General features: G+C 64.0%; 19 protein-coding genes and 2 pseudogenes. 9 read left to right on the top strand and 12 right to left on the bottom strand.

What is annotated here, in order from left to right; genetic code table 11:
* Positions 1-840, top strand: a pseudogene (locus tag AC07OV_RS20000) (sensor histidine kinase); the annotation flags it as partial.
* On the opposite strand, the gene AC07OV_RS19995 reads toward AC07OV_RS20000, so the two are convergent.
* Positions 811-1,626, bottom strand: a complete 816-nt coding sequence (locus AC07OV_RS19995; protein WP_495092830.1) for an AraC family transcriptional regulator — start codon at positions 1,624-1,626, stop codon at positions 811-813. The pseudogene AC07OV_RS20000 and the gene AC07OV_RS19995 sit on opposite strands and share 30 nt — an antisense overlap.
* Positions 1,627-1,728: 102 nt before the next feature.
* Between AC07OV_RS19995 and AC07OV_RS19990 the strand changes: the two genes are divergently transcribed.
* On the top strand, positions 1,729-2,943 hold the full coding sequence (locus AC07OV_RS19990) for an MFS transporter (RefSeq protein WP_494998867.1): 1,215 nt from the start codon (positions 1,729-1,731) through the stop codon (positions 2,941-2,943).
* Positions 2,944-3,010: 67 nt separating this feature from the next.
* Positions 3,011-5,854 carry an ATP-binding protein gene (locus tag AC07OV_RS19985; RefSeq protein WP_495092838.1) on the top strand — a complete coding sequence of 948 codons (2,844 nt, stop codon included), beginning with the start codon at positions 3,011-3,013 and terminating at the stop codon, positions 5,852-5,854.
* Here the strand turns inward: AC07OV_RS19985 and AC07OV_RS19980 are convergent.
* On the bottom strand, positions 5,844-7,136 hold the full coding sequence (locus AC07OV_RS19980; RefSeq protein ID WP_176997526.1) for an epoxide hydrolase family protein: 1,293 nt from the start codon (positions 7,134-7,136) through the stop codon (positions 5,844-5,846). The genes AC07OV_RS19985 and AC07OV_RS19980 overlap by 11 nt on opposite strands.
* Positions 7,137-7,308: 172 nt before the next feature.
* On the opposite strand from AC07OV_RS19980, the gene AC07OV_RS19975 reads away from it, so the two are divergent.
* Complete coding sequence (locus tag AC07OV_RS19975; RefSeq protein WP_494998868.1) at positions 7,309-8,538, top strand: MFS transporter; 1,230 nt, start codon at positions 7,309-7,311, stop codon at positions 8,536-8,538.
* Here the strand turns inward: AC07OV_RS19975 and AC07OV_RS19970 are convergent.
* Both AC07OV_RS19970 and AC07OV_RS19965 read right to left on the bottom strand, forming a co-directional pair.
* On the bottom strand, positions 8,519-9,490 hold the full coding sequence (locus AC07OV_RS19970; protein ID WP_176997524.1) for a quinone oxidoreductase family protein: 972 nt from the start codon (positions 9,488-9,490) through the stop codon (positions 8,519-8,521). The genes AC07OV_RS19975 and AC07OV_RS19970 overlap by 20 nt on opposite strands.
* A 148-nt stretch (positions 9,491-9,638) precedes the next feature.
* Positions 9,639-10,055 carry an organic hydroperoxide resistance protein gene (locus AC07OV_RS19965; RefSeq protein ID WP_494998869.1) on the bottom strand — a complete coding sequence of 139 codons (417 nt, stop codon included), beginning with the start codon at positions 10,053-10,055 and terminating at the stop codon, positions 9,639-9,641.
* A gap of 196 nt (positions 10,056-10,251) precedes the next feature.
* On the opposite strand from AC07OV_RS19965, the gene AC07OV_RS19960 reads away from it, so the two are divergent.
* The 3 genes from AC07OV_RS19960 to AC07OV_RS19950 are packed head-to-tail and all read left to right on the top strand — an operon-like array spanning position 10,252 to position 13,233.
* Positions 10,252-12,171, top strand: coding sequence for a PAS domain-containing protein (locus AC07OV_RS19960; RefSeq protein WP_176997522.1), 1,920 nt, complete (start codon positions 10,252-10,254; stop codon positions 12,169-12,171).
* On the top strand, positions 12,171-12,542 hold the full coding sequence (locus AC07OV_RS19955; RefSeq protein WP_176997521.1) for a response regulator transcription factor: 372 nt from the start codon (positions 12,171-12,173) through the stop codon (positions 12,540-12,542). Before AC07OV_RS19960 ends, AC07OV_RS19955 begins: the two co-directional genes overlap by 1 nt.
* A 25-nt stretch (positions 12,543-12,567) precedes the next feature.
* The gene (locus AC07OV_RS19950; protein WP_494998870.1) at positions 12,568-13,233 is read left to right on the top strand and encodes a response regulator transcription factor; all 666 of its coding nucleotides are present in this window, start codon (positions 12,568-12,570) and stop codon (positions 13,231-13,233) included.
* A gap of 1 nt (position 13,234) precedes the next feature.
* Here AC07OV_RS19950 and AC07OV_RS19945 read toward each other — a convergent pair whose 3' ends face one another.
* The 3 genes from AC07OV_RS19945 to AC07OV_RS19935 are packed head-to-tail and all read right to left on the bottom strand — an operon-like array spanning position 13,235 to position 14,995.
* Positions 13,235-14,443, bottom strand: coding sequence for a cytochrome c biogenesis protein DipZ (locus AC07OV_RS19945; protein ID WP_495092829.1), 1,209 nt, complete (start codon positions 14,441-14,443; stop codon positions 13,235-13,237).
* Between the two features lie 33 nt (positions 14,444-14,476).
* Positions 14,477-14,689 (bottom strand): hypothetical protein, encoded by a 213-nt coding sequence (locus AC07OV_RS19940; protein WP_176997519.1) that lies wholly within the window; start codon positions 14,687-14,689, stop codon positions 14,477-14,479.
* 42 nt (positions 14,690-14,731) lie between these two features.
* Entirely contained in the window at positions 14,732-14,995 is a 264-nt protein-coding gene (locus tag AC07OV_RS19935) for a DUF2790 domain-containing protein (RefSeq protein WP_176997518.1), read from the bottom strand.
* A gap of 224 nt (positions 14,996-15,219) precedes the next feature.
* Between AC07OV_RS19935 and trhP the strand changes: the two genes are divergently transcribed.
* Positions 15,220-16,533 (top strand): prephenate-dependent tRNA uridine(34) hydroxylase TrhP, encoded by a 1,314-nt coding sequence (gene trhP, locus AC07OV_RS19930; protein WP_495092828.1) that lies wholly within the window; start codon positions 15,220-15,222, stop codon positions 16,531-16,533.
* On the opposite strand, the gene AC07OV_RS19925 is transcribed toward trhP, so the two are convergent.
* The 5 genes from AC07OV_RS19925 to AC07OV_RS19905 form a co-directional block, all read right to left on the bottom strand.
* Entirely contained in the window at positions 16,530-17,732 is a 1,203-nt protein-coding gene (locus AC07OV_RS19925) for a pyridoxal phosphate-dependent aminotransferase (protein WP_494998872.1), read from the bottom strand. The genes trhP and AC07OV_RS19925 overlap by 4 nt on opposite strands.
* Positions 17,729-18,388, bottom strand: coding sequence for an RraA family protein (locus AC07OV_RS19920; RefSeq protein ID WP_494998873.1), 660 nt, complete (start codon positions 18,386-18,388; stop codon positions 17,729-17,731). Before AC07OV_RS19920 ends, AC07OV_RS19925 begins: the two co-directional genes overlap by 4 nt.
* A complete protein-coding gene (locus tag AC07OV_RS19915; protein WP_176997514.1) occupies positions 18,385-19,053 on the bottom strand; it encodes an RraA family protein in 669 nt (222 codons plus the stop codon). Before AC07OV_RS19915 ends, AC07OV_RS19920 begins: the two co-directional genes overlap by 4 nt.
* 102 nt (positions 19,054-19,155) lie before the next feature.
* Entirely contained in the window at positions 19,156-20,835 is a 1,680-nt protein-coding gene (gene ctpM / locus AC07OV_RS19910) for a methyl-accepting chemotaxis protein CtpM (protein ID WP_494998874.1), read from the bottom strand.
* A 666-nt stretch (positions 20,836-21,501) separates the two neighbouring features.
* Positions 21,502-22,821, bottom strand: coding sequence for a Na+/H+ antiporter family protein (locus AC07OV_RS19905; RefSeq protein ID WP_164487975.1), 1,320 nt, complete (start codon positions 22,819-22,821; stop codon positions 21,502-21,504).
* 244 nt (positions 22,822-23,065) lie between these two features.
* On the opposite strand from AC07OV_RS19905, the pseudogene AC07OV_RS19900 reads away from it, so the two are divergent.
* Positions 23,066-24,355, top strand: a pseudogene (locus AC07OV_RS19900) (methyl-accepting chemotaxis protein); the annotation flags it as partial.
* Positions 24,356-24,591: the final 236 nt, after the last annotated feature.

Below are 24,591 nucleotides of genomic sequence, written 5' to 3'. Positions count from 1 at the left end.
TATCTGGCCTGCCTGGTGATCGCACAGGGGCTGGCGTTCGCGATTGAAATCAGTGCGTTGGCCGAGTCACTGTGGCTGACGCCGTTATTGATGGTGCAACTGGCATTGCTGTTCGGCTGCCTTTGGCTGGGATTGCGCCCGTCGCCTCCTGACAACGCGCCGGCCGACGCGCCCGGCAACGGTTTGCAGGAGCGCCTGCAGTTACTGGCCGCGATCTCCCATGACCTGCAAACGCCGATCACCCGCATGAAACTGCGTGCCGAATTCATGGAAGAATCGGTGGAGCGGGACAAGCTGTGCAACGACCTGTGCGAGATGCAGCACCTGGTCCAGGAAGGCGTGGCCTATGCCCGCAGCCTGGACGGCACGGTCGAAGCCAGTTGTCGTGTGGACCTGCATTCGTTCCTCGACAGCCTGGTATTCGACTACCAGGATGTCGGGCAAAGCGTGGTACTCAGGGCGCAACTCGGCACCATTATCGACACCCGCCCCCATGCCCTGCGCCGGGTGCTGGTCAACCTGGTGGACAACGCGCTGAAGTTCGGCAGCGAGGTCACGGTCAACGTCGAACCCCTGGTAGACGAACGCCTGGTGATCCAGGTCCTTGACCGTGGCCCCGGCATTCCCGAAGCGCAGTTGCCCGAGGTGATCAAACCGTTCTACCGCCTGGATAACGCCCGCAGTCGCAGCACCAAAGGCACAGGTTTGGGCCTGGCGATCTCGCAACAACTGGCGCAGAGCCTGCAAGGCGCCTTGACCCTGTCCAACCGCGCTGGCGGGGGCCTGTGTGCGCAACTGGCGCTGCCACAATCAGTCGCCCCCCACAAACTCCCGCGGTGAGGCGCCCGTGGCCCGGCGAAACATCGCACTGAACGCGCTGGCACTCACATAACCCAACTCCCGGGCGATCCGGCCAACGGACTCGCCCTTTTCCAGACGCTCCAAGGCACAGACCAGACGCACCTGCTGCACCCACTGACGGTACGTCAGGCCAGTTTCCTTGAGGAACAGGCGGATCAACGTACGCGAACTGGCCCCCACCTTGTCGGCCCAGTATTCAACCCGATGGCTTTGCCCCGGAGCGTCAAGTATCGCGTTGCACACCGCCAGCAACCGGCGGTCCAGCGGCCAGGGAATCTGCAGCGGCAACGTACGTGCGGCGGCCAGTTCGCTCAGAATCAAGGCCACCACATGGGCATTGCGACCCTCCAGGCAGTACTCGATCGGCTCACTGGCCAGCACCAGGATCAGCTCGCGCAGTAACAACGAAACATCCACCACCCGACAGCTCCTCCCGAAGCGGGCGGCGGCATCGGCCTGGATGTAGATCGAGCGCATCTGCACCGATGTCAGCATCAATTGGTCATGCACTACTCCCGCCGGAATCCACAACGCGCGCTTGGGCGGCAAGAACCACAGGCTGCCATCGGCTTGCGCACGCATCACCCCACTGATCGCATACAACAACTGGCCATGGTGGTGGGTATGAGGCGGGTTGTATTCGCCGCTCGCCTGGTTGCGCACCAGCGCCGTCATGACGCGAGGCACGTCCTGGTAGTCGAGGTAATCCTCGCTGCGGCCGTTCAGGTCGGTGGGTGCGCCGACAGTGCGTGCGTCGTGCTTCATGGTGGCGCCTCAGGTTGTCACTTTGTCGATAGAAGCTGGCATTTGTCGGTTATTTTACATTGCTACGATCGCCCTGACTCCACGATTCAAGGGCACACCGATATGACCTCCACCGAGACCGACAAACACAGCCTGGCAGCCATCATCGGCCTGCTGGTGCTGTCCATCGCCTTACGTCCGGCGATCGTGTCCATGGGCCCGATCCTGCTGTTGATCCAGGATCACTATGACCTGAGCTTCACCCAGGCGGCGCTGCTGACTTCCATCCCGGATGTCTGCATGGGTGTCCTGGCGTTGCTGGCCCCAGACCTGAGCCGGCGCTTCGGCACCGACCGCTGTGTGATTGCCGCGCTGGTGTTGCTGGGGGCTGCGTGCCTGCTGCGCGCAGTGTCGCCGAGTGCCACGTACCTGCTGCTCAGCACCTTTTTGGTCAGTGTTGGCATTGCCATCGCCGGCGCCCTGATCGGCGGCTGGATCAAAGCGCATTTCCCCCACCGGCCCGCGTTTTTCATGGGTATTTATGCCGCAGGCCTCAGTGTAGGGGCTACCCTGTCTGCATTGCTGACCGCCCCCATTACCGAGCTTGCCCAGAGCTGGCGCGTGGGGGCCGGGGTGTGGAGCCTGTTGTGTATCACAGCCGTGATCAGTTGGCGGTGGATGGCCCGACGCTTTGCACGCAGCACCGCCAACGCCGGCTCACACCCCGCTCGCTCGGTACCGTTACCGTGGTGTAACCCCCAGGCCTGGTGGGTAGCGCTGTACTTCGGCGCCAGCCAGTTTGTGGTGTATGCCCTCTTCGCCTGGCTGGCGCCGGCGGCCACCGAGACCGCCGTGACGACCTTGCCCGCCGGAGCCCTGCTGGGCTTGTTTACCGCCGTGTTTGCGGTAGCCAGCGCCGGTGCTGGCATGATCCCAGGCAAAGCCCATGACCGTCGTGGCCTGTTGGCGCTGTGCACCCTGCTGGCCCTGCTGGGCACCGCCGGCATGGCGTTCGCTCCCGGCGCTTGGCCCACTCTGTATGTGCTGCTGGTGTCCACCGGCCTGGGCATGGCGTTCACCGTGGGTATGACGTTGCCCCTGGACAACGCCAACTCCCCGGCAGAAGCCGGCGCCTGGACCGTGTTCATGCTGTTTATCGGCTACCTGATTGCCGCACTCGGCCCGCTGAGCTTTGGCGCCCTGCGCGACTACACCGGCAACTACAACCTGGCTTACGCGATGCTCTTTGCCGTGCTGGTGTTGATGCTGTGCCTGACCCCCGTCCTCAAGCCCGCAACCCGCAGCGCAGTCGCCGCCCGCGAGATTGTCGCGACTTGAACGGAGCGTTAAAACACCTATCATGCTGAAACCCCCACCCCCCTGCCTTTTCGAGAGCGTGATGACCGTGGCGTCCGCCCCTGACGACCTGCACGACCCCGTGACGCTGTACTTTGCCTTCGGCCCGTTCCGTGTGATGCCTGCTGAGCGGTTGCTCACCTGCCAGGGCGTGGCCGTAGAGATCGGCGGCCGTGCCCTCGACCTGCTGATCGCCCTGCTCGAACGCCCGGGACGCGTGGTGTCCAAGCGCGAACTGATCAACCTGGTGTGGCCCGATATAGTCGTCGAAGAAGGCAGCCTGCGCTTTCACATGACCGGGTTGCGCCGCATCCTGGGGGATGGCGAAAACGGCGCACGCTACATCAATACCCAAGTGGGCGTGGGCTACGCCTTCGTCGCGCCGATCGAACGCTCGCCCCTCGCCCTACCCGCCCCGCACAAAACCAGACGCGTCACCAGCACCGTCGGCGGCCTGCCGCCGCGCCCAAGCCTGATCGGGCGCGACGTCGACGTGGCCCTGGTGATGGAACGCCTGCAGCCGCCCAAGCTGTTTACCATCGTCGGCCCCGGTGGCGTGGGCAAGACCAGCCTGGCGGTTGAGGTCGGCCACTGCCACGACGGGGAAGGCGCCGTGCATTTCGTCGATCTGGCCCAGGTTGAAGATGCCGACCTGGTGCCTTTCGCCCTCGCCAGTTCCCTGGGCATTGCGGTGCAAGCCGAAGAGCCGATGTTCGTGCTGCTCGCGCACCTGCACTCGCAGCAGTTGCTGCTGATCCTCGACAACTGCGAACACCTGGTGGACGCGGTCTGCGCCATCGTCGAGCAGATCCGGGACGCCGCCCCGGCGGTCGCGATCCTCGCCACCAGCCGCGAACCGCTGCGGGCCCGTGGTGAGCACGTGCACCGGCTCAGCCCGCTGGCGTTCCCTGCCGAGTTGCGGGATCTGAACGGCGAACAACTGCTCAGCTTTCCAGCCGTGCAACTGTTTGTCGAACGCATGTCGTCGAGCAATGCCGCCCTGGCCCTCGCGCCGGGCGATGCGCACCTGATTGCCGATATGTGCCAACGCCTGGAAGGCATGGCGCTGCCCATCGAACTGGCGGCGGTGCGTGTGGCCGTGCATGGCCTGCATGCCACCCACGCCCTGCTCGGCGAGCGCTTTTCCCTGGGCTGGGCCGGCCGGCGGACGGCCTCGCCCCGGCACCAGACCCTGCGCTCCATGCTCGATTGGAGCTACGACCTGCTGTCCACCGACGAACGCCTGGTGTTTGATCGCCTGGCGGTGTTTGTCGGGCCGTTTGGCCTCGACGGCGCTTCCCAGATCACCGCCGACGACTGGATCGACCCGATCACAGTGGCCGCCACCCTTGATGAGCTGGCCACCAAAGGGTTGGTCACGGTCAATCGCGACAGTTTTCCGGCCTCTTACCGCCTGCTGGAAATGACCCGTGCCTATGCCCGGGAAAAACTGCAGCTGCGCGGTCCCCAGGAAGTACACGCCCTGGCCTTTCGCCACGCGGCCTACCACGTGGAGCAACTCAAGCACCTGGGCGGCACCCCCCACCAGATCTTCGCCAGTTCGGCACGACTGGGCTGTCAGTTGGGCAATATTCGCAGTGCCCTGGAATGGAGCTTCGGCCCCCAGGGCGACCCCGGCCTGGCCTTGCCGCTGGCAGCCGCCAGTGCGCAGCTGTTCCTGCATTTTTCCCTGCTGGTGGAATGCCGCACCTGGTGCAACCGCGCCATTGAACTGCTGGAGCTCGGTTACTTCGGCACCCCAACCGAAATGGAACTGCAAGCCGCGCTGGGCCTGGTGCTGATGTTCACCAAAGGCAACAGCGCAACGGCGGAAAAAGCCTTGCTGCGCGCCTTGGACATTGCCGTGAACCTGGACGACCACGCCTCTCAACTGCGGCTGTTGGGGCGTTTGCAGATCTTCTATGAACGCATCGGCGACTTTGCCAGCTCACTGGCCTGGGCCGAACGTGCGGTGGAGGTCGGCGCGCAGATCGACCGACCCGAAGCTATTGCCGTGGCCGCCTCCCTGGCCGGCATTGCCTATCACCTGCTGGGCGACCAGACACGCGCACGCCAGGCACTGGAGCACTCGCTGCGCAACAGCTTGCCATCGGAGCGCAGCCTCACCATTCACTATGGTTTCGACCACCGCAACCGCACCGGCCTGGCCCTGGCCCGCGCGCTGTGGCTGATGGGGTTCCCCGATCAGGCCCGACTGGGCGCACAACAGGTCGAGGCGCAAGCCGCCACCCTCGACCATGCGGCCACCTACTGCATCGCGTTGGTGTGGACCCTGCAGATCTACATCTGGACCGGCGACCTGGAAAGGGCCGTCGACGGTCTGGAAACCTTCCGGTCTATCGCCCAGGCCAATGCATTCGGCCCGTATGTCGCGGCCGCCATGGGGATCGGCGCCGCCATCGATATTCGCAAAGGGCAACCGGGCGATGCCGTCAACGTGCTGGAAGAAACACTGGCACGTCTGCACACCATGCGTTACGAGTTACTGACCACAACCCTGGAAATGGCCCTGGTCGAAGGCCTGATCCTCGGCGGTCAGTTCGACAAGGCACGGGCGCAGGTCGAGGCCACCATTGCGCATTGCCGTCACAGCGGCGATGCGTTTGCCTTGCCCGAGCTGTTGCGTATCCAGGCCAGTATTCACGCCAGCCCCGAGGCCCTGCTGGAAGAATCCCTGGCACTGAGCCAACAACAGGGCTCACGCAGCTGGACGCTGCGCAGCGCGATGGACTTGGCTGCGCTGTGGCACAAACAAGGTCGCGGCATCGAGGCCCAACAGTTGCTGAACCAGTGCCGCGAGCAATTTTCAGAGGGATTCGACACCCAGGACTTGCGCCAGCTACAGGCACGCCTGGGTGAGGTTACGGCTTAGCCGCAGCACGCAAGGGGCGGAACGCCTCGCGCAACTCTTCGCTGAACAACTGCGGCTGTTCCCACGCGGCGAAGTGCCCGCCCTTGCTGACCTGGCTGTAGTAGGACAACGACGGATACGCGCGCTGCGCCCAGGTTTTCGGCGCCTGGTAGATCTCGTGGGGAAACACGGTGATGCCCACCGGCACCTTGATGGTGTCGGTCTTCTGCGCCGCGGCGCTGAAATTATTGTTGTTGTTTTCCCAGTAGAACCGTGAGGAGGACGCGCCGGTATTGGTCAGCCAGTACAGGCTGATGTCGTCGAGCATCTCATCACGGCTGAGCACGCGTTCGGGCTGGCCGTCACTGTCGGTCCAGGCAGCAAATTTCTCGTACATCCAGGCTGCCGTGCCGGCGGGCGAATCGGCCAGCAGGTAGCCGATGGTTTGCGGACGGGTCACCATCATCGCGCCATAGGCGGCGTTGCGCCCAAAGAAGGTACTCAGTGCGGTGTAAGCCGTGCGCTCGGCATCGGTCAGCGTGGCCGGGGCCGGTTCGCCGCTGTTGATCGGCTTGACCAGTTCCGGTGGCACGGTGGCCGGCATGTTCAGGTGGATCCCCAGCAGGCCGGGCGGCGACAGGCGGCCCAGCGCATCGGAGATCACCGAACCATGGTCTCCACCCTGGGACACATAGTGACGGTAGCCCAGGCGCTTCATCAGCACATCCCAGGCCTTGGCCACTCGGTCGGGGCCCCAGCCCAGCTCGGTGGGTTTGCCGGAAAAACCATGGCCGGGGATCGAGGGGATCACCACATCGAACGAGTCTTCGATGCGGCCACCATAGGCTACGGGGTCGGTGAGCGGGCCGATGGTCTTGAGGAACTCGAATTGTGACCCCGGCCAGCCGTGGGTCAGAATCAGCGGCATGGCATTGGGGTTGCGCGAGCGTACGTGAATGAACTGGATCTCCACGCCGTCAATGGTGGTGATGTACTCCGGCAACGCGTTGAGCCTGGCCTCGGCCTTGCGCCAGTCGTAGCCGTTACCCCAGTACTTGACCAGCGCCTGTACCTGGGCCAGTTGCACGCCTTGGGACGTGTCGTTGACCGTCTCTTTGTCGGGCCAGCGGGTGGCGGCGATACGTTTGTGCAGGTCGGCCAGTTGCGCCTCGTCCACGTGAATGCGGTAAGGGCGAATGGCATTGGAATCGGCCCAGGCACCTGCGCTACCGGCAAGCAGGGCAAGGCCGAACATTGAAAGCCGGCAACGCAGCCGGAAAAACGCGGACGAAGCAGCAAGCATGATGATTCTCCTGTGGGTCAGCAGGCCAAGACGGCCCATGCGGGAGCGATCAGACCACCGGGAGCACCCCGGGACGATTGCACGTAGGTGTCGGTCGATACCTATGTATGACTTGCCAGGGCACCCGGCGAATGCTGCCATTTGCAATCGATAACCGCGGGAACAGACCACCATGAATGAGCAGGCAATCAGCCAGGGCACCCACAGCATTGCGACGGCGCACGCAGCATGGGCCGTGATTGGATTGTGCATGTTGTTCAACGTGATCGATGGCCTGGATGCGATGGCCATGGCGTTCACGGTCAGCCGGGTGGCGGCGCAGTGGGCACTCAATGGCGCACAGGTCGGCCTGCTGCTCAGCGCCAGCCTGGTGGGCATGGCCTGTGGCTCACTGTTTGCGGCGCCGTTGGCCGACCGCCATGGGCGCAGGCCGGTGCTGCTCGCCAGTTTGCTGCTCAGCGGCGTGGCCATGCTGCTGTCGTTCTGGAGCCAGGGCCTGTGCAGCCTGGTGTGCTGGCGAGTACTCACCGGCATCGGCGTTGGCGCGGTGCTGGTGAGCGCCAATGTGCTGACCCATGAATACGCCCCGCCCCACCGGCGCGGCCTGGCAATCGCCTTGCAATCGGTGGCGTTTGCCTTGGGCGCGACCCTGGGTGGGGCACTGGCTCATGTGCTCAATGACAGCGTGGGTTGGCGCTACGTGTTCCTGGCCGGCGGCGGGCTGACCCTGATCGCCGGCTCGGCTGGCGTGCTGTGGCTGCGGGAGTCGCCGTCGCTGAAACCGGGCCGCCCTCGCCTGGCTTATCGGCATCTGTTCCAGCAGGGGCATTGGCGCTGGACCTTGTCGTTGGCAACGGTGTGTTTTTTGCTGATGTTCGGCTTTTACTTCGTGATGAGCTGGACCCCGATACTGCTGACCCAGGGCGGCTTCTCCGAACACCATGGCGTCACGGGCGGCCTGTTGCTCACGGTCGGCGGCATGCTCGGCGCCTTGTTGGTGGGGCTGGCGGCCAATCGGTGCGGCTGCCACCGGCTGTTGCTGGCCTGCCTGTTGCTGGAGGCCCTTCTGCTTCTACTGATGGTGACTGCCACGCGTAACCCGGCGCTGGCGGCGACGGCAGGTTTCGTGGCCGGGTTGTTGCTCTACGGGGCCATTGCGGCACTCTTCGTGATGGCGCCTCAGGCGTTTGCCACGCCGGTACGCACTCGCGGCGTGGGCCTGGTGCTGGCCACCGGACGGCTGGGGGCGATTGTGTCGCCGACCGTTGCCGGCGTGCTGCTCGACGCGCATTGGCGCCCTCAGGACCTGTTCACCTTCTATGCCGGCAGCCAGTTGCTGGCGGCCCTGCTGATCTGGCGCGGCTACCGTCCCATGCGCAGGCTTATTCCTGGGTCAGGATGATCAGCTTGCCGATGCTGCGCCGTGACTCGATATCCCGGTGGGCCTGGTGCGCCTGGGCCAAGGCATAGCGCTGGCCGACCTTGACCGTGAGCCGCCCGGTGCGCACCCAGGTAAACAGCTGCCGGGAATGCGCCAGCAGGGCTTCACGGGTGCGCACATGGTGCATGACTGAGGGATAGGTGAGCTTGATGCTACGCGGTGTGGCGAAGACATCGATGGGGGCCAGGGGGTTCATGAAGGGCCCGTACAACGCCAGGGTGCCAAAGTAATCCAGCAGGCGGACCGACTCGTCAAAGCCCTCGGCACCGGTGCCGTCGTACACCACGTTCACCGCGTGCTCACCGACCAGGCGCTCGACCTGACGGGCGATACCCCGGGCCCGGCCGATCACCACGTAATCGGCGCCGGCCGCCAGCACCGCGTCCACCTTGTCGGCATGGGAAACCCGGCCGATCACCTTGCCACCGAGCAACTTGATCATCTGCGTGAGCATCAACCCTACCCCACCGGCAGCAGCGTGGACAAAGGCAGTGTCGCCCTTCTGCACGGCATGCACCTGGAGCACCAGGTTGCTGGCCGTCAGGCCCTGCATCATCAGGCCTGCGGCGGTTTCGAAGCTGATATCGTCCGGCAGCGGTACCAACTGACTGACCGGGGCGACGACCTGCTCGGCATAGCTGCCGGGGACGTACTGCCAGGCCACGCGGTCGCCAACAGACAGCTCGGTGACACCCGGCCCCACCGCGGCAATCACCCCCGCGCCTTCCACGCCGGGGGTAAGGGGCAAGGGGTTGGCTTGCCCCAAGCCGCGCCGGATGCCGGTGTCCATAAAATTGACGCCAGCCGCCATGACCCGTACCAGCGCTTGCCCGAGCCCCGGCCGGCCCGGTGCAACGTCGTTCACCACCAATGCCTCAGGGCCTCCAAATGCGTTTACCACTACGGCTTTCATAGGTTTCACAGCCTGCAAGATCGTTCGACGCCGGACGGCGCCGAAACCTGCCGTCATGCTGGGCAGTGCATGTATCTGCGGCATGTCGGCAGGCAGGCTGTTTGAATGGCTGTGTAACGCAAACAGCCCGGGATACAGTGGCTTACATTCAGACCAGGTTGAGCACCACGTCGATATTGCCGCGTACCGCCTTGGAGTACGGGCAGGTCTGGTGGGCCGTCTCGATCAGCGCCAGCGCCACGTGGCGCTCCAACCCCGGCAGGCTGATATTCAAGCGCGCACGCAGGAAGTAGGCGTCGCCTTCGGTGCACAGATCCACCTCTGCATCGATCGCCACATCGGCCGGCAGCGCCACCTTCAAGGTGCGCGCCGCCAACCCCAGGGCACCGTCGAAGCAGGCAGACCAGCCAGCTGCGAACAGCTGCTCGGGGTTGGTGCCGCTGCCCTTGGAACCCGGCAGCGAATGCAGGATATCCAGGCGCCCGTCGTCGCTGCGCGAGGTGCCGCCATCGCGTGCGCCGGTGGTGTGGACTTTGGCGGTATAGAGTATTTTCTTGGCAGTCATGGAACAGCTCCAGAGGATGAGGGAATACGCATGCTAGATGCGTAGCGCCATCACAGCACGGCGCCGGGCCTGCCATCGATTACACGATGGTATCGCTCGCCCCTCGCCGGGCCGCCATGTGACACCTAAGTATGATGGGCGAGCGCCGCGCGACAGGGCATTCTCGTTACACGGCGCCTGTAGATAGAGAACCGGTATGTCGAATCAACTCAGCGTCGTCGATGCATTGCCTGGCGTGGCGTTCACCGCACAGAGCGATGGTCGTGCCGACTTCGTCAACCAGGGCTGGAACGCCTACACCGGGCGCAACTGCGCCGAGGCCCATGGCACCGGCTGGCATTCGGCCGTGCATCCGCAAGACCTGCCGGGCCTGATCGTGCACTGGAACGCGACGGTCTGCGGCGCCAAGGCCGTGGATATACACGCCCGCCTGCTGCGCTTCGATGGGGTGTACCGCTGGTGCGTCCTGCGCATGAACCCGCTGGCGCAGGACCAATGGTGCGGGCTGTTCACCGACATCGACGACTACCGAAGCGGCGCCACGCCTGCGCCAATCGATCTGGACCTGCGCACCATCATCGACTGCATCCCTGCGCTGGTGGCCTTGATGACCCCCGAGGGCGCCCTGGAATGTGTCAATTGCCACAACCTCGACTACCTGGGCGCCACCCTCGAAGAACTCCAGCAATGGACCGTGGGTGCAACCGTGCATCCCGACGACCTGCCCGGCGTGATCAACGCGTGGATGCACGCGGTGCGCACCGAAGAACCCTATCGCAATGAACTGCGCCTGCGTCGCGCCGACGGGGCCTACCACTGGTTTGCCGCCCGGGCGCTGCCGATGCGCGATGCCCAGGGCACCGTCACGCGCTGGGTGCTGATCAGCGTCGATATCGACGAACAAAAACGCGACAAGGCCCTGATCGCCCACGCACTGGCCGAAGTCAGCGCTTCGGAGGATCGCCTGAGCACCATCATCAACGCCATTCCCGGGTTTGTGTGGAGCGCGGCCCCCGACGGCAGTGTCGGCTTCGTCAACCAACGCTGGTGCGACTACACCGGCATGACCCTGGAGCAAGCCTGCGGCATCGGGTGGGCGCGCTCGGTACACCCCGACGACGCCGAGCACCTGGCCCGCTACTGGAACGCGCTGTTGCAGTCCGGCGAGGCCGGCGAGTACGAGGCACGCTTGCGACGCTTCGACGGCCACTACCGCTGGTTCCTGGTACGTGCCGTCCCCCAGCGTGACGAATGGGGTGCCGTGGTGCGCTGGTACGGCGAAAACACCGATATCGAAGACCGCAAGCAAGCCGAGATGCTTGCGGCCAGCATCGCCATCGAACGCCAGCAGTCGGAGGAAACCCTGGGCAAGGTGCGCTCGGAACTGGCGCACCTGGCCCGCGTGGCCAGCCTCAGCGCGGTCACGGCGTCCATAGCCCATGAGGTCAACCAGCCACTGGCCGGCATCATCACCAATGCCAGCACCTGCCTGCGCATGCTGGGCGCCGACCCGCCGAACGTGGCTGGCGCCCTGGAAACCGCTCGCCGCACCATCCGCGACGGCAACCGTGCCGCCGACGTAATCAACCGCCTGCGCGCCTTGTTTTCGAAGAAAAGCATCACCATCGAAGACGTCGACCTGAATGAGGCGGCGCGGGAAGTCATCGCCATGCTGCTGGGCGAATTGCAACGCAACGGTGTTGCGTTGCACCCGGACTTCACCGATGACCTGCCCACGGTCAGGGGTGATCGCGTGCAGTTGCAGCAGGTGATCCTCAACTTGATCCTCAATGCCACCGAGGCAATGAACACCATGACTGGCCGCGCGCGGTATCTGCACGTCAGCACCGGCCTGGACGCACACCAGGACGTTTACCTTGCCGTAAAGGACAACGGCAGCGGTTTCGAACCCCTGGATGCCGAGCGCCTGTTCAATGCGTTCTACACCACCAAGAGCGCGGGCATGGGCATTGGCCTGTCCATCAGCCGCTCCATCATCGAGCGGCATGCGGGCGTGCTCTCGGCCACGCTCAATGACGGGCCGGGCGCCACGTTCCAATTTACGATTCCACCGGCAGCGGGCCCGGCTGCCGAAGCGACCAGGGAGGGGAGTTGATGCAAAGGCCTTTACTCGTGGCCGTCGTCGATGATGACGAGTCAGTACGTGAATCCTTGCCGGACCTACTCAAGGAGTTCGGGTTTGCTGTCGAAGCGTTTTCGTCCGGCCAGGCATTTCTCGACTCGCCGTGTGTGGCGCTGACCCGCTGCCTGATTCTGGATGTGGCAATGCCGGGCATGTCTGGTCCGGACCTGCACGCAGCCCTCAAACGGCGCGGCCATGCCATTCCGGTGGTGTTCATCACCGCCCATGGTGATGCCGGCGACCGCCCTGGGCTGCTGGCCTCAGGCGCCGTGGATTGTCTGATGAAGCCCTTCAGCGAAGCACAATTGCTCAGGGCACTGAGTGCGGCCATTCCACTTGATTGAGCCCGCCCACCAAGGAGGTATCCTGATGCACTCAACCCACCTGATGGCCCATGAACGCAGAGCTGCGCCGATGACTGACACCTCTCCCATCGTGTTCGTGGTAGACGATGACATTTCCGTGCGCGAGTCTCTGGAACTGTTGATTCGCTACGCCCAATGGCAGCCGCGCCTGTTCGAGTCGGCCCAGGAGTTTCTCGCCCAACCGCGCACACAGGTGCCCAGTTGCCTGGTGCTGGACATCAACCTGCCCGACCTCAACGGCTTGGACCTGCAAGCTGCCATCGCCAACGAACGCCCCGACACGCCGATCATTTTCATCACCGGCTACGGCGACATCCCTCTCACCGTGCGCGCCATGAAAGCCGGGGCTGTGGAGTTCCTGACCAAGCCGTTCAATGACGATGTATTGCTCCAAGCCATCGCCGATGCCCTGCAGCGCAGCCGCGCCGCCCTGGCCCAGCAGGATCACCTGCGCCTTCTGCAAACTGCGTACGCCAGCCTGACGCCCCGGGAGCAGGAAGTGATGGCCATGGTGGTCGCCGGCCATATGAACAAGGTGATTGCAGCGGACCTGGATATCAGCGAGATCACGGTCAAGGCCCATCGCGGCAAAGCCATGCGAAAGATGAAGGCCCGCTCGTTGGCGGACCTGGTGAAGATGGCGGCCTTGCTGGCAACGCCGCTCAATTGACTCAGCCGGCGGTTTTGGCTTCCTGCAACAGCGACTGGATCATCTTTTCCTGCTCGTCATAACGGCCTTCGCCAAAGTGGGTGTAGCGCACTTGCCCCTTGGCGTCGACCAGGTAGTGGGCAGGCCAGTACTGGTTGTCGAAGCGGCGCCAGATCGCATAGTTGTTGTCGATGGCCACCGGGTAGGTGATACCCAGCTTGCGCACCTGGTCGCGCACGTTACCGATGATGCGTTCATAGCCGTATTCCGGGGTATGCACGCCGATCACCACCAGGCCGTCCTTTTCATACTTGCGCGCCCACTCTTTCACATACGGTAAGGTGTGCTGGCAGTTGATGCAGTCGTAGGTCCAAAAGTCCACCAAAACCACTTTGCCTTTGAGTGATTCACGGGTCAGCTCGGGGCCGTTGAGCCATTCCACCGCCCCGGCCAGAGAGGGCATGGCGCCCTGGCTGCTGGCTGCCAACGGCTCGGCCTTGACCTTGCTCACCACGTAATCCACCACCTTGGGCACGGTGTGCAGCACGCCTTGTTCGAGGCGGCTGACGCCTTCGGACGATGTCCCCGCCAACAGGGTTTTATCGGCGCCGGTCGAGATCACCAGCGCAGCGGCGAGCACCGCCCCCCCTGCCCCACGACGCAGCCAGCCGGTGACCGGGATCGACGCCTTGAGCCGGTTGACCAGGCCACGTCCGGCGAAGATCAAGGTGCCCAGGGACAGCGCACTGCCCAAGCCATACGCCAGCAGCAGCAGGCTGGTGCCCGCATTGGCGCCCTGCAGCATCGCGCCGCTGAGGATCACCCCCAGGATCGGCCCGGCGCACGGCGCCCACAGCAGGCCGGTGGCCACACCGATCAACAGCGACTTGAGCGGCCCGGACAGGGCCCGGGTGCCCGGGTCGATGCGGTTGCCCAGCAGCACGAACGGCCGCGCCAGCCAACTGCCCAGGCGTGCGCTGATCAGCGACAGTGCAAACAGCACCATCACGATGAGGGCCACATGGCGGCCGGTGTTGTTGGCCTGCACCACCCACGCGCTGCTGACCACCGCCAGGCTGGCGATCAGGGCAAAGGTCAGGACCATGCCGGCGAGGGTCAGCAGGATCGAGCGACGGCTGCGGTCGACGCCGGCGAACAGAAACGGCACCACCGGCAGGATACAAGGGCTGAGGACGGTCAGGATGCCGCCCAGGAACGCGATGAGTAGCATGGTTATCACCTTAGGGGTTGAGAGGACGACCGGTCAGGCCGTCTGGTTGTCCAGCGCCTGGCCCAGCGGCGTGCGGCGGCTGCCGTCCTCCACCAGCAGGTCATGGCCGGCCGGCTGATTCACCGGGGTCAGTTGGAAGCAGGTGCTGCATGGGGGGCTGGCTTTTTCCACAGCGGCATTGGCGTGTACGGCCGTGCCGGCAAGGGCGAAGGCGCTGGCGGTCAAAAAGCGGGTCAGGTGGTTCATGGCGGTGCTCCTGTATCAGGGAAAGAGGGAAAGGTGAGGTACTCAGTTATCGCCAACACAGCCGTCGCCGAACTTGAGGTAGTCCAGGACCTGGGTCTGGTCGTGGGAGTCCAGGTAGGTCATGCGGGCATTCACCACGCCGCAGGCGGGGCTGGCGTCCTGGGTCATCGACAGCACTTGCTTGACGTCCAGATGAGTGCCGTAGGTGTAGGTGTGTGCAACGGCGGTGGCTTCGGCACGGGCCGACAAGGTGCAGATGTTCAGGGCAGCAAACAGGCAGGCGGCGAAGATGGCTTTGGTGTTCATGGCGATGGGCTCCAGTGCTCGGGGTTGGAGGCGGTGTGCCTCGTTGGAAGCCATTAGAAGCCCGTGACGTATCGCGCCTGTGTCGAAAAAACCCGCGCAGTGATCGCTACGTATCCCAAGTGCCTGTCGATACACAGCGATACAAAAAGCCCGCAACACGACCTGGATCAATAAAACGCCTCTGCGCCTGGTCTACCCTCGCGCCTTTTTTGCGACCCACGCCCATGCCCCCAGTCATCGCCCCCGAACTGCTCGCCCCTGCCGGCACCCTGAAAAACATGCGCTACGCCTTCGCCTACGGGGCCGATGCGGTCTACGCTGGCCAGCCGCGCTACAGCCTGCGAGTGCGCAACAACGAGTTCGACCACGCCAACCTGGCGCTGGGCATCCAGGAAGCCCATGTGCTGGGCAAGCGTTTCTACGTGGTGGTGAACATCGCGCCGCACAACGCCAAGCTGAAGACCTTCCTCAAGGACCTGGCCCCGGTGATCGCCATGGGCCCGGACGCGCTGATCATGTCCGACCCGGGGCTGATCATGCTGGTGCGTCGGCACTTCCCGCAGATGCCGATTCACTTGTCGGTGCAGGCCAACACGGTGAACTGGGCCAGCGTGGAGTTCTGGCAGCAGCAAGGGATCTGCCGGGTGATCCTGTCGCGGGAGTTGTCACTGGAAGAGATCGGCGAAATCCGCCAGCAGGTACCGGCCATGGAGCTGGAAGTGTTTGTGCACGGTGCGTTGTGCATGGCTTATTCCGGGCGCTGCCTGCTCTCGGGCTACATGAACAAGCGCGACGCCAACCAGGGCACCTGCACCAATGCGTGTCGCTGGAAATACCAGGCTACCCCCGCGGTGGAAAACGCCACCGGAGATATCGTCCAGCAGGTTGAACCCACGCTGGGGATTGGCGCCCCCACCGACCAGGTCTTCCTGTTGCAGGAAGCCAACCGCCCGGACGAACAGATGCCGGCGTTCGAAGACGAACACGGCACCTACATCATGAACGCCAAGGACCTGCGTACCGTGCAGCATGTGGAGCGCCTGACCCACATGGGCGTGCATTCGCTGAAGATCGAAGGCCGCACCAAATCCCACTTCTATTGCGCACGCACCACCCAGGTGTATCGCCAGGCAATCGATGATGCGGTGGCCGGTCGCGCGTTCGATCGCACCCTGATGACCGACCTCGAGTCCCTGGCCCAACGCGGCTACACCGAAGGTTTCCTGCGCCGTCACGTACACGACGAATACCAGAACTACCAGAACGGCAGCTCGGTCTCCGAGCGCCAACAGTTCGTCGGCGAGTTGACTGGCGAACGCCGAGGCGAGTTGGCCGAGGTCAAGGTGAAGAACCGCTTCGCCGTGGGCAACCACCTGGAGTTGATGACTCCCACCGGCAATTTCCACTTTGACCTGACCACCCTGCACAACACCCGGGGCGAGGCTATCGAAGTGGCGCCGGGAGACGGGCACACGGTGTATGTGCCGCTCCCGACCACGATGGACCTGCGTTTCGGCCTGCTGATGCGCGACCTCTAGCGGGTCGCGGCGCAGAACCGGTGGATCGCCTCGCACGCCTTGCGCAACGCCTCGTCGTCCAAGGCATAGGCGATGCGCAAGTACGGCGCCAAGCCGAATGCGCTCCCGTGCACCACCGCCACATTGGCCTCATCGAGCAAGGCGTGGGCCACGTCTTCGTCGGTTTTCAGCAGCGTGCCAGCCGGCGAGGTGCGTCCCAACAAGCCTGCGCAAGAGGCAAAGGCGTAGAACGCGCCGGACGGGTTCGCGCACGTCAGCCCCGGCGTGGCGTTAAGCAGCGACACCACCAGATCACGACGGCGCTGGAACACCGCCCGCGAGGCCTGCACAAAGTCCTGCGGGCCGCTCAAGGCGGCGATCGCCGCGTGCTGGGAAATCGCACTGGCGCCCGAGGTCTGCTGGCCCTGGAGTTTTTCCATCGCCTCCAGCAACCAGCGCGGGCCGGTGGCAAAGCCGATGCGCCAGCCGGTCATGGCATAGGCCTTGGACACGCCGTTCATGGTCAGCACCCGCGGGGCCAGGCGCGGCTCGACCTGGGCCAGGGTGTAGAAACGCTGGTTGTCGAACAGCAGGTGTTCGTAGATGTCGTCCGCCAGTACCAGCACCTGTGGGTGTTTGAGCAACACCTCGGCCAACCCTTGCAGCTCCTGCAGGCTGTACACCGCCCCCGTGGGATTGGACGGCGAGTTGAGGATAAGCCAGCGGGTGTTCGGCGTGATCGCCTCGTCGAGGGCCGCAGGCGTCAGCTTGAAGCCGTCTTCGGCGCCGCACGCCAGCACCTTCGCCGTACCGCCGCACAGTTCGACCATCTCCGGGTAACTGACCCAGTACGGCGCGGGCACGATCACCTCATCGCCTTCATTGAGGGTGGCGGCCAGGGCGTTGTAGATCACGTGCTTGCCGCCATTGCTGACCAGCGTGTCCTGCCAGGTGACGTCCAGGCCGTTTTCGTGGCGGAACTTCTCGGCCACCGCTTCTCGCAACGCACGCACGCCGGCCACCTGGGTGTAACGCGTATGGCCGTCGCGGATCGCATCGATGCCCGCCTGGCGGATATGCGCCGGGGTGTCGAAATCCGGCTCGCCGGCGCACAGCGAGATGATCTTCGCCCCCTGGGCGCGGCGCTCGGCCACGCGGTCGATGATGCGGTACGTGGCGGACGGCTGGGCCTGGGCCAGGCGCTTGTTCAGGATAGTCACGAAGGCTTCCTCTGCAGGGTGTGATAACCCAGGGACGCCCGCGCTTCCTTGAGAGTCTTGCCCGCTTCGATCTGTGCGCGGATCTGCGCTTCCACGGCTTCGATCTGCCGCGCGACCTCCGCCACTTCGGCGGCACGGGCGCGGGGTACCACCAGCACGCCATTGGCGTCGGCCACCACGATGTCGCGGGCACACACACGGGTCTCGCTAATGGCCACCGGTTGATTCACCGACAGCACTTCCACACGGTCCTTGCCAGTGCGCATGTAGCGGCCCCGGGTGAACAGCGGGTAGCCGTCGCCCAAGGCCTTGCTCACGTCGCGGCACACGCCGTCGATCACGGTGCCCGCAATCCCGCGAGCCCCGGCGTACTGGGTCATGATGTCGCCCCACACCGTGCAGTCGGTACGGCCGGCGTTCGCGATCACCACCACGTCACCGGGTTGCACATCTTCGATAAAGTCCCCCACCGAACCCGGTGGCGTGTTGGCAGGCACGTACTGCACGGTGAACGCCGGGCCCACTACGGTGCCGTGGTAGTTATCCAGCGGGGCAATGCCCAGGCACTGGCCGGGGATGCCGAGTTTGTCCATGGCGTCGGAAACGCCAGGGGTGTCGAGGCCTGCAAACAGGGCGACTAACTGTTGATCGTTCATCGGGCAGGCTCCACGCGGATGGCTTCGAATTGGCTGTCATGCATCACATCGGCGACCGAACGGCCGCTGCGTACCGCCTCGACCATGCCGGCTTCACGGGCGGCGATGCGCTCGCTCAGGTCGAGTACCTGTTCGATCACAGCGGCGGGGATGAACACGCTGCCGCAGCGGTCGGCGATCACGTAGTCGTCTTCCGACACCGCCACACCGCCGACGCGCAGGGTCACGCCGGAATCCACCTGCACCACACGGTTGCGGGCGCTGATCATGGTCACGCCACGGCCGTACACCGGGTAGCCAATGGAGGCGCTGCCGTCGATGTCACGGCTGAAACCGTCGATCACCGAGCCGCGGATCTTCTTGGCCACAGCAGCGTTGGCGATGATGTCGCCCCAGCAGGAAATGCCTTCGATGCCGCCGGCAATCACCAGCACGCGGTCGTCGGTGGTGATCGCGTCGATCACTGGCGAGATCAGGTGCACGCCAGGCGCCGCGTCGGTCTTGGGCGCCAGCTTGACCGTGCTGGCGCGGCCCACCACCTTGGGGCAGTCCCACAGCGGGCGAATGCCGACCACGGCGCCCGGCAGTTGCAGGAAGTCCAGGGCGTCGGAGACGGTGTTGGTGTCGAGTTCAGCCAGGCGCTGAAGCGGGTCGGGAAGCGGCATAAGATGAGCCCCTGTTGTGGTTGGGGCTCAAGTCTCACTGAGGGGCTGTGATAGGTATATTCGTATTAACGTTAGGCCAACATACGCCAAAGCTATGGTTGATCAGATGCGGAACTGCCCCACCAACTGCCCCAGACGCTGGCCAAGATCGGCCAGGCTGCGGGAGGTCTGGGCGCCCAACTGAGTCTCATCGGCCACGCTGTCCACCGCCACGGCAATCTGGTGCACGCTGCGGTTGATCTCTTCGGCCACGGCGGTCTGCTCCTCGGCGGCGCTGGCGATCTGTGCGTTCATCGAATTGATGGTGCCGATCAGCTGCGCCATGGTGTCCAGGGACGCCCCGGCTTCGTTGGCCTGGGCCGAGGTACCGTCACCGGCATCGCTGGAGCGGCGCATAGCGTCCACCGCCGCCTCGGTGCCTTTTTGCAGGCGGTCGATCATGCCCTGGATTTCCTGGGTGCTGGTCTGGGTGCGGCTGGCCAGCGCGCGCACTTCGTCGGCCACCACCGCAAACCCGCGCCCGGCCTCCCCTGCCCGCGCGGCTTCAATGGCAGCGTTGAGCGCCAGCAGGTTGGTCTGCTCGGCAATCGAGCGGATCACCCCCAGCACGCTGACGATCGACGACACGTCCTGCTGCAGGCTGTCGAGGGACACGCCGCTGCTGCGGATGTCGCTCACCAGCGCATGGATCTGCGCGATGCTGCCATCCACCACGCGCTTGGCGGCCTGGCCTTCGGCATCGGTCTGTTGCGCGGCCACGGCAGCGCCCTGGGCACTGCGCGCCACTTCGTGGGCGGCCGACGACATCTGGTTGATCGCGGTGGCGACCTGGTCGGTCTCGTGGCGCTGGCGCTCCATGGCCTGCTCGGAGCGCTGGGCCTGGTCGGACACCTGGCTCACCAGGCCGGTGAGTTGCGAGGTCATCTCGGTGATCTGGCGCACCAGGCCGTGGATCTTGTCGACAAAGCGGTTGAACGCGCCGGCCAGGTCACCCAACTCATCCTGGCTGGTAATGGCCAGGCGACGGGTCAGGTCGCCTTCGCCAGCGGCGATGTCGTCGAGGTTGGCTTTCATCAGGTTCAGCGGACGCAAAATGGTGTTGGCCACCACCATACCCACGGCGGCAATCACCAGCAGCACTACCACGGCCACGCCGAGGATGCTCAGCAACACGCCTTCCATGCGCTTCTCAACCTTGGCCTCGACCACCGCCACCTGGGCTTCGATGCCGTCGAGGTTTACCGACGTACCGATCACCATGTCCCACTTGGGCAGGTATTCGGTGTAACCGAGCTTGGGCACCAGTTCGGTCTGCCCGGGCTGGGTCGAGCTGTATTGCAGGTAGTGGGTGCCGTCCTTGCCGACCTTGACCAGGTCGCGGTTGACGTAGACGCCGTTGGGGTCGCGGTTGTCCTTGAAGCTCTTGCCGACGCCGTCGGGGCTGTTGCCCTTGAACAGGCGGATGGTCTCGGAGTCGTAGCCGAAGAAGTAGCCGTCCTTGCCGTAGCTGGTATTCGACAAGAGCTTGACCACCTGCGCCCGCGCGGCGGTGTCGCCTGGGGCGGCGGCGTCGTAGAGCGGCTTGATGGTGGTCATCGCCACCTCGACATAACTTTGCAGGGTGGCCTTGGCGTCGTTGAGCAGGCGCTGGCGGGTTTCTTCCACCTCATTGCGCGCCTGGCCCTGGAGAATCCACACGGTGGTCAGGCTGATGACCACGGCAAACAGCAACACCGGCACGATAGCCAGGGACAGGACTTTGGCCTTGAGGCTCAGACGCATGGCTTTTCTCTCTTATTAGTGGCGACTATGAGAGGTTAACGGCCAGTGGGTGGATATCTGTAGGGGGTTGGGGTTGGAGGCTGGGTACATATCCATTTTTTGGTGATGGCTTGTATTGGTTCCGCTCTTACAGCGGGTCACTTTTGGAAAAGAGCCCGGAATGCCGGCCCAGCCAAAAGTAACCAAAAGGGCTCTTGCCCCAACACTCGGCACCTCGCCTAGGCTCGGTGTGCCCGTAATCCGACAGTGATTTGGGGGGCCGCTTCAGATCAAAATCAAAAGCAAGAGCACAGCGGCCTGACAGCCGGCTTGAGTGGTGTAGAGCAAAGGCAAAGGCAAACGGGGTCCACTGTAGGAGCCGGCTTGCCGGCGATGGTCGTTAACGATAAAGCAAAAAATCAGACAGAACGCGACACCCTGTGGGAGCTGGCTTGCCTGCGATGGCATCCACGCGGTGCACCTGTTTCACCGAGGTGCCTGCATCGCCGGCAAGCCGGCTCCTACAGGGGAATGCGGTCGGCTCTAAGGCCGCCGTGTCTGCTTTTGATTTTGATCTTAGGCGCCCCGTTTAACACGCTGGCCGAACGCAGGTTTGAATCCGTGGGTAACCCGGCAGGACGCCGGGTTAGCCGTTACCCAAACAATGGATATGTACTCAGTGCCCAATCAAAGCGTCATCGCCGCCAACCACCCAAATGCCAACAGCGGAATGTTGTAGTGCAAAAACGTAGGCACCACGGTGTCCCAGATGTGATGGTGCTGGCCGTCAATGTTCAAACCGGAGGTCGGGCCCAGAGTGGAGTCCGACGCCGGCGACCCCGCATCGCCCAACGCGCCGGCCGTACCGACGATGCACACAATGGCCAGCGGGCTGAAACCCAGCTGCACGCAAAGCGGCACAAAAATCGCGGCAAGGATCGGCACCGTGGAGAACGACGACCCAATACCCATGGTTACCAGCAACCCAACCAGCAACATCAGCAAGGCGCCGACGCCACGGCTGTGGCCGATGAACGCCGCCGAGGTTTCCACCAGCGAGCGCACGTCGCCCGTGGCCTTGAGCACTTCGGCGAAGCCTGAGGAGGCGATCATGATGAAGCCGATCATGGCCATCATCTTCATGCCTTCGGTGAACAGGTCGTCGGTCTCGCGCCAGCGCACGATGCCCGACACCGAGAAGATCAGGAAACCGGCCAGGGCGCCAATGATCATCGAGTCCAGCCACAGCTGAATGATGAACGCTGAGGCAATCGCCAGGCCGGCCACCAGCAGGGTCAGTGGGTTGTACTGCACGGCCACTTGCTCAACCCGCTCGATTTTCTCCAGGTCATACACGCGTTTCTTGCGATAGCTGACGAACACCGCCACCAGCAGGCCGACCACCATGCCCAACGCCGGCAACCCCATGGCGTGGGTGACGTTGACCTGGCTGATGTCCACCCCGCTCTTGGCCACGTTGGCCAGCAGGATCTGGTTGAGGAAGATATTGCCGAAGCCCACCGGCAGGAACATGTACGGGGTGATCAGGCCGAAGGTCATCACACAGGCAATGAGGCGGCGGTCCAGTTGCAGCTTGGTCAGCACGTACAGCAGCGGCGGCACCAGCAACGGGATAAACGCGATATGGATCGGCAGGATGTTCTGCGAGGCGATCGCCACCACCCAGAGCAGGCCGATCAACAGCCATTTGACGTGACTGCCACCCGTAGCTTCCTGGCGGTCCACCAGCATCAGCGCCTTGTCGGCCAGGGCGTGGGCCAGGCCGGATTTGGCAATGGCCACGGCGAACGCACCGAGCAAGGCGTAGGACAATGCCACAGTGGCGCCGCCGCCCAACCCGCCGTTGAAGGCCTTGAGCGTGGCCTCGATGCCCAAGCCGCCAGTGAGGCCGCCCACCAGGGCGCCGACGATGATGGCGATGACCACATGCACGCGGGACAAGCTGAGCACCAGCATGGTGCCGACCGCGGCAATGACTGCGTTAATCATGGTTACCTCAAGCAGAAACATAAAAAACAGGCAGGCCCGCGCCCAGGCGGCCATCGGGTGGCTGCCAGCGTGCAGGCTTGAAGGAGGTCTTATTAGAGGGCGCGCACTTTGCAGCAGGCGCGGCCGCATGTCAAAAAACGGCGCCGCTTTTGGGTTTAAATTGAACGTTTAAATAATAAAGAACCGAAAAACGCGGCCGATACAGAGACTCTCTGTGTTTTCAGGTTAAGGATGCGCCTCGATGTCTCTCAGACAGCTTTCCATTCAATGGAAAATCACCCTGCTCGCCGGCCTGTGCCTGCTGGGGATCGTGACCCTGCTGGTGGGTTTGTCGTTGTATCGCATGGAGCAGAGCTCGGAGCAGGTCAAGGCGTCCAGCATGCAGATGCTCGATCAAGCCGCCCAGGCGCGCATCGAAGCCCAGGGTGAAGCCCAGGGACTGGGCATTCGCCGTCAGTTCATGGACGCTTACCAATACGGCCACGGGTTTTCCCGCCAAGTGCTGTTTTTGCGTGAACAGGCCGAAAAACGCTTCCTGGATGCGTTCGACACCCGCGAAGACCTGACCCGCCAGGTCAAGTCGGCCCTGCAGGCCAACCCCGACTTGCTCGGCTTGTCCCTGGTGTTCGAAGCCAACGCCCTGGATGGCAAGGACGAGCTGTTCGCCAACCAGGCAGAGCTGGGCAGTAACGACAAGGGCCGCTTCGCCCTGTACTGGTCGCAGCCCACGCCCGGCAAACTGGAGTCGATGGCGCTGCCGGAAAGCGACATGGCCGACACCCGCGTCGGCCCCAGCGGTGAAAAGGCCAACGCCTGGTTCACCTGCCCGCGCACCACGCTCAAGCCCTGTGTGATCGAGCCGTACTTTTATGTGATCAACGGGCAGAACGTGCTGATGACCAGCATCGTGTTCCCGCTGATGGTCAACGGCAAAGTCATCGCTTCGCTGTCGGTGGACATCAACCTGAACAGCCTGCAGGCCGTGAGCCAACAGGCGAGCCAGAAGCTGTATGACGGCCAGACTCAAGTCAGCATCCTGAGCCCCACTGGCGTGCTCGCCGGCTACAGCCCGGACGCCAGCAAGCTCAGCCAGCGCCTGGACACGGTCGACACCGCCAGCGGTGCGCAATTGATCAGCGCCCTGGCCAGCAGCAACCAGATCCGCAGCCTGCGCACCGACCATCAGCTCAAAGTGCTGGCGCCGTTCGCGCCGATCCCGGACGGCAAGGCATGGGGCGTGTTGCTGGATGTGCCGGAGAAAGTCCTGGTGGCCCCGGCCGAAGCGCTGAAAACCCAACTGGATGCCGACAATGCCAAGGGCACCCTGCTGGAGCTGAGCCTGGGCCTGTTCGCGGCCGTGCTTGGCCTGATCCTGGTGTGGCTGATGGCGCGCAGCGTGACCCGGCCGATCCTCGGCGTGGCCAGCATGCTCGAAGACATCGCCAGCGGCGAAGGCGACCTCACCCGCCGCCTGGCCTACGACAAAAAGGACGAACTGGGGCAGTTGGCCGGCTGGTTCAACCGTTTCCTCGACAAGCTGCAACCGATCATTGCCGAGGTGAAGCGTTCGGTGCAGGACGCCCGTGGCACCGCTGACCAATCGGCGGCCATTGCCACTGAAACCAGTGCTGGCATGGAGCAGCAATATCGCCAGGTCGATCAAGTGGCCACCGCCTCCCACGAAATGAGCGCCACCGCCCAGGACGTCGCCCGCAGCGCCGCCCAGGCAGCCCAGGCCGCGCGCGATGCCGACCAATCGACCCGTGA

Source organism: Pseudomonas sp. GW821-FHT09A09 (genome assembly GCF_059418405.1).
Note: the sequence above shows the minus strand (reverse complement) of the source record. Positions and strands in the feature narration are given on the sequence as shown.

What these genes read in the sequence shown, in the direction of transcription:
- AC07OV_RS19995 (WP_495092830.1), bottom strand. Translation starts at nt 1,626, where the DNA reads ATGAAGCACGACGCACGCACTGTCGGCGCACCCACCGACCTGAACGGC.
- AC07OV_RS19990 (WP_494998867.1), top strand. Translation starts at nt 1,729, where the DNA reads ATGACCTCCACCGAGACCGACAAACACAGCCTGGCAGCCATCATCGGC.
- AC07OV_RS19980 (WP_176997526.1), bottom strand. Translation starts at nt 7,136, where the DNA reads ATGCTTGCTGCTTCGTCCGCGTTTTTCCGGCTGCGTTGCCGGCTTTCA.
- AC07OV_RS19975 (WP_494998868.1), top strand. Translation starts at nt 7,309, where the DNA reads ATGAATGAGCAGGCAATCAGCCAGGGCACCCACAGCATTGCGACGGCG.
- AC07OV_RS19970 (WP_176997524.1), bottom strand. Translation starts at nt 9,490, where the DNA reads ATGAAAGCCGTAGTGGTAAACGCATTTGGAGGCCCTGAGGCATTGGTG.
- AC07OV_RS19965 (WP_494998869.1), bottom strand. Translation starts at nt 10,055, where the DNA reads ATGACTGCCAAGAAAATACTCTATACCGCCAAAGTCCACACCACCGGC.
- AC07OV_RS19960 (WP_176997522.1), top strand. Translation starts at nt 10,252, where the DNA reads ATGTCGAATCAACTCAGCGTCGTCGATGCATTGCCTGGCGTGGCGTTC.
- AC07OV_RS19955 (WP_176997521.1), top strand. Translation starts at nt 12,171, where the DNA reads ATGCAAAGGCCTTTACTCGTGGCCGTCGTCGATGATGACGAGTCAGTA.
- AC07OV_RS19950 (WP_494998870.1), top strand. Translation starts at nt 12,568, where the DNA reads ATGCACTCAACCCACCTGATGGCCCATGAACGCAGAGCTGCGCCGATG.
- AC07OV_RS19945 (WP_495092829.1), bottom strand. Translation starts at nt 14,443, where the DNA reads ATGCTACTCATCGCGTTCCTGGGCGGCATCCTGACCGTCCTCAGCCCT.
- AC07OV_RS19940 (WP_176997519.1), bottom strand. Translation starts at nt 14,689, where the DNA reads ATGAACCACCTGACCCGCTTTTTGACCGCCAGCGCCTTCGCCCTTGCC.
- AC07OV_RS19935 (WP_176997518.1), bottom strand. Translation starts at nt 14,995, where the DNA reads ATGAACACCAAAGCCATCTTCGCCGCCTGCCTGTTTGCTGCCCTGAAC.
- trhP (WP_495092828.1), top strand. Translation starts at nt 15,220, where the DNA reads ATGCCCCCAGTCATCGCCCCCGAACTGCTCGCCCCTGCCGGCACCCTG.
- AC07OV_RS19920 (WP_494998873.1), bottom strand. Translation starts at nt 18,388, where the DNA reads ATGAACGATCAACAGTTAGTCGCCCTGTTTGCAGGCCTCGACACCCCT.
- AC07OV_RS19915 (WP_176997514.1), bottom strand. Translation starts at nt 19,053, where the DNA reads ATGCCGCTTCCCGACCCGCTTCAGCGCCTGGCTGAACTCGACACCAAC.
- ctpM (WP_494998874.1), bottom strand. Translation starts at nt 20,835, where the DNA reads ATGCGTCTGAGCCTCAAGGCCAAAGTCCTGTCCCTGGCTATCGTGCCG.